Source organism: Pseudemcibacter sp. (assembly GCF_965661635.1).
GTDB lineage: Bacteria > Pseudomonadota > Alphaproteobacteria > Sphingomonadales > Emcibacteraceae > Pseudemcibacter.
Genome location: NZ_CBFIEP010000046.1, coordinates 1 through 4683 on the forward strand (window position 1 = coordinate 1; position 4683 = coordinate 4683).

At 41.2% G+C, this 4683-nt stretch carries 5 protein-coding genes; all 5 read right to left on the reverse strand.

What is annotated here, in order from left to right; genetic code table 11:
- Positions 1 to 303 (reverse strand): response regulator (locus ACTF6W_RS03535; protein WP_438993162.1); only part of this gene is annotated, 303 nt, incomplete at its 3' end.
- Complete coding sequence (locus ACTF6W_RS03540) at positions 303 to 638, reverse strand: PepSY domain-containing protein (RefSeq protein ID WP_438993163.1); 336 nt, start codon at positions 636 to 638, stop codon at positions 303 to 305. The genes ACTF6W_RS03535 and ACTF6W_RS03540, both read right to left, overlap by 1 nt.
- Positions 639 to 830: 192 nt before the next feature.
- Positions 831 to 1874: a zinc-dependent alcohol dehydrogenase family protein gene (locus tag ACTF6W_RS03545; protein WP_438993164.1), complete on the reverse strand. Its 1044-nt coding sequence runs from the start codon at positions 1872 to 1874 to the stop codon at positions 831 to 833.
- Between the two features lies 1 nt (position 1875).
- Positions 1876 to 4206: a transketolase-like TK C-terminal-containing protein gene (locus ACTF6W_RS03550; RefSeq protein ID WP_438993165.1), complete on the reverse strand. Its 2331-nt coding sequence runs from the start codon at positions 4204 to 4206 to the stop codon at positions 1876 to 1878.
- 71 nt (positions 4207 to 4277) lie between these two features.
- The coding region (locus ACTF6W_RS03555; RefSeq protein WP_438993166.1) for an aminotransferase class V-fold PLP-dependent enzyme at positions 4278 to 4683 on the reverse strand (406 nt) is incomplete at its 5' end.

A 4683-nucleotide genomic window follows, 5' to 3' on the forward strand; every position in this document is an offset into this window, starting at 1 on the left:
TTTACCAAGATAATCATCTGCGCCAGCTTGAAATCCGTCTACGCGTTCTTGCCAATCATCCCTTGCCGTTAAAATAAGAACAGGGAGACTGTTTCCTTTTTGTCGCCAGCTTTTAAGGACATCTAATCCGGAAATATCCGGCAGACCAATATCAAGTATAACCGCATCATATGAGATTTCATCACCCATAAATTCGGCATCTTCACCTAGAGTGATCAGATCAACGGCAAAACCTTTTGCTTTCAAATCATCCGCTAGTCTCGGTCCTAATTTTGGATCGTCTTCAACGAGCAATAAACGCATTATTCCTCCCTGAGGTGCGAAGCGTCTTGGCCGGTTTTTCCATCAATCAAATGGACTTCAACGATACCGTTCGCTTTTAATATTTCCAGATGATAAATGAGAAGGCCATCAAAACTAACGAGTTCAGCCTCGATAATTCTATCTTCTTTATCTCTTGGAATTTTATCTAGAATCTCTTGGTAACTAAGAACATTACCGCTCTTTAAGTTTTCGGTGATTTCTTCTCTAGAAATTGAATTACTGCCAATCACTTGAGCATATCCGGAGTTTATCATAGACGCAGTGATACTGAAAACAGTAATAAGCGTTATAAGTTGACCTGGATAATTCTTCATAAAAATCTTTCTGCATTGCATCATAAACATCATATAATGATTATTCCGTCATGCAAAACCCTTCTTGAAATGATTGAACATAATTATGACGTTTCCTTCTCTATCATACCTAGATGAATTCAAACTTAAAAACCAAGAGATATGGGTGACCAGTATTTTAGAATATAATAAGTAAAATACCCTTTTAGTTCATCACTGAAAATCAGAAATAACTGTGACGCCATTAGATTGAAATTTATTCATATTAATCAATGCATCAATCGATTGCGCAAGATTGATTTCTTTGCCGATTAATTTTTCCGGTTCCAGTTTACCCGACGCAATCATATTAAGCATTTCAGGATAACGATGCGCAGCCATACCGTGACTTCCGATAATTTCCAATTCATTCGCTACCACAATATCCATTGGTAAATTCGGGGTACTCTGATCAGCCACAAGCAGGCCTACTTGAATGTGTTTGCCACGTTTCGCGAGCGATCGTATAGAATTTCGACAAGTTTCCGGATTTCCTAGTGCATCCATTGAAATATGCGCACCGCGCTTTGTAATTTCAAAGATAGCCTCCGGAACATTTGTAGCGATCTTGGCATTAATGCCAAAATCCGCACCTATCGATTTAGCAAATTCCAACTTTTGATCATCAATATCAATGGCAATTACATTCGCACCGTAAGCTTTTGAAATCATTATGGCTGATAACCCAACGCCACCACATCCGTGAACAGCTACCCAATCGCCATCTGAGACTTTCCCTTGATCGACGATACCACGATAGGAAGTGATGAACCGACATCCCAGGCTTGCCGCCGTTACGAAATTCATTTCATTAGGCAATTGAACCAAGTTTAAATCAGCTTGATGGATACCTACATATTCCGCAAATGATCCCCAATGGGTAAACCCTGGCTGAAATTGATTATCGCATACTTGCTGATTTCCGCTATCACATTCAGGACAGTGGCCACAGCCACCAACAAAAGGAACCGTTAGACGGTCACCAATATGCCAATTTTTAACGTCTTTACCAACGGCTTCGACTATACCAGCTAATTCGTGGCCCGGCACATGCGGAAGCGGAATATCTGGGTCATGACCAATCCAACCGTGCCAATCACTTCTACACACCCCTGTCGCCATCACCTTTAAAACCACGCCGTGATTTTCAGGTGTTGGGTCTGCGACTTTTTTTATCGTCGGCATATCGCCATATTGTTCAAAAAGAACAGCTTTCAAATTAATGCCTTTTTAATCGACCGTAGGCCGCAACAATTGCTGCGCTATCGATCATGAAATGTTCATATAAATCCGGTAGATCGCCCGTTTGTCCAAATGTTTCAACACCAAGTGGTACAACGGGATTACCGTGAATACTACCAAGCCAAGATAGGTTTAACGGATGGCCATCACAAACAGAAACAACCAAACAATCACGCGCGAGATCACCCATTAATTTTTCAATGTGGGACGTTTTTGGGATTTTATTGATTGCACTGCTACGTCTTGAAGCCGCCCAATCACGGTAAAGAATATCCGATGATGTTACAGCGAGAACTGCCATGTCTTTATTTTCTTGCTGCAAATCCTGTACGGCGCCCATGACTTCTGGCGCAATGGCTCCTGCATAAATGATGGCTCTCGTTGTGCTGCTTGTTGGCTTACGGAGCCAATAAGCCCCTTTAACAATGTTATCTTTATCTTCTTCCGATAAAACACGAGGAAGTTGACTAATTTTACGTGTTGCAAGGCGCAAATAAACGGATGAGCCATCCTCGTCTTGCATTAGCTCAAATCCCCACTTCATAAGAACCGCTAGTTCATCGGCATAAGAAGGTTCAACAGATGTTAATCCAGGTTGAGAAAGACCAATAAGTGGTGTTCCTATTGATTGATGTGCGCCGCCTTCTGGGCCAAGTGTGATACCGGATGGCGTCGCAACCAGCATAAATCTTGCCCCTTGATAAGTTGCATAATTAAGCGCATCAAGTCCCCGGGCGATAAACGGGTCATAAAGTGTCCCAACCGGGAATAAGCGTTCCCCAAAATTACGATATGTCAGTCCAAGTTGTCCGAGCAATGAAAATAAATTATTTTCAGCAATACCGAGCTCCATATGTTGACCTGATGGCCCTTTACGCCAAATCTGTGAACTTGGAATTCTTTTATCTTTAAAAATATCTGCTACATCTTCTCGCGCATAAAGATTACGCCGATTAACCCAAGGGCCAAGGTTGGTTGACGATGTCACATCGGGACTTGTCGTAATAATGCGGTCCGCCAGCTCGCTATCACCTTTGGCAAGTTCAAACATAATTTTACCGAATGCTTCTTGGGTTGATTGCATTTCATCTTTTGGTGCCGGTAATTCAGGAATGCGAATTGTATCAACCTTTTTAATTAATTTCGCACGCTGCTGATAACTACAATTGGATATAAAGTGTGTTAGTTTCTCCGCTTCTTTTTCCATGCCGCCAAATTTGTCCCATTCGGCACCTTGTGGTACTTTCTGATCTTTTTGGAATTGTGCCATTTGGCCAACACTCATTAATCCGGCATGATTGTCTTTATGTCCCGCAAGCGGTAATCCTTTACCCTTAACAGTATATGCAATAAAACATTGGGGTTGTTCGCTGTCTACGTTGCCAAAAGCTTCCGTCAGTGTTTCAAGGTCATGGCCACCCAAGTTTGTCATCACTTCTGCAAGTTCCGTATCACTATAACTATCCAAAAATTCACCAAGCTTGCTTGTTCCTTTTAATTCATCGGAAAGTTGTTTTCTCCATTCTGCGCCCCCTTGATATGTGAGTGCCGAATATAACTGGTTGGGGCAATTATCGATCCATTTTAAAATAGCTTCACCCGCCGGACCATTTTGTGCTTTTAATAATTTCTTGCCGTATTTAAGGGATGATACTTGCCAGCCTAAACTATCAAAAACACCACTAATTCTTTCAAATAAAGCATCATCAACAACACCATCAAGACTTTGGCGATTATAATCAATAACCCACCATAAATTGCGCACTTGGTGCTTCCATCCTTCAAGAAGGCTTTCAAAAATATTACCTTCATCAAATTCTGCATCACCAGCAAGCGCGATCATACGACCCATGGAATTTTCATCATGCCAATTATGGTCAACCATATAATCCTGAGTTAGAGTATTAAATAATGTTGCAGCAACCCCCATTCCAACAGAACCGGTCGAGAAATCAACATCCGTCGTGTCTTTTGTAATCGATGGGTATGATTGCGCACCACCAAACCCGCGAAAATTTTCCATCTTGTCAAGATTTTGACGGTCCATCAAATACATGATCGCATGTAAAATCGGTGATGCATGCGGCTTAACGGCAACTCGATCATTAGGCCCAAGAATATGAAAATAAAGGGCCGTCATAATTGACGCCAAAGAAGCACTCGATGCCTGATGGCCACCAACTTTTAGTCCATCACGTGAAGGGCGCAAATGATTAGCATTATGTATCATATAGCTGGCAAGCCAAAGAACCTTCTTTTCCAAAAGTTTCAACTGCTTAATATCATCTGTGCTTGTTTTATTGCTCATAACCATGTCCTAAAATTAAAAAAGTTACCAACGAGTAACATAATTTTTAGATCATGCCAAATGCATCTATATTATGCAAGTAGATTCTTATTCTCTTTCAGTGCTGTGATGACGGCATCAATATCTGCATCATTATTATAGAAATGTGCAGATATTCTAAGATTGCCATCACGACAGGAAACAACAATATTGCGTTCAGCCAATGCGGCGACCAAAGCATATTCATCAGTTGAGGCGACCGTAATCATTGCACCATGCTTTTCCGGATCCTTTGGTGACATGAGCTTTCCACCAATATCATTAATACCTGCCTTCAAACGTTCATTTAATTCAGCGACATGACGCCTGATATTTTTTAAACCAATTTCTAATATGAGATTAAGTCCCGCTTCTACAGCATATAGATTTGGAACTGATGGTGTACCCTGTTCAAAACGTCTGGCATTATTTGCGGGGATATTATCATGAATCAACATT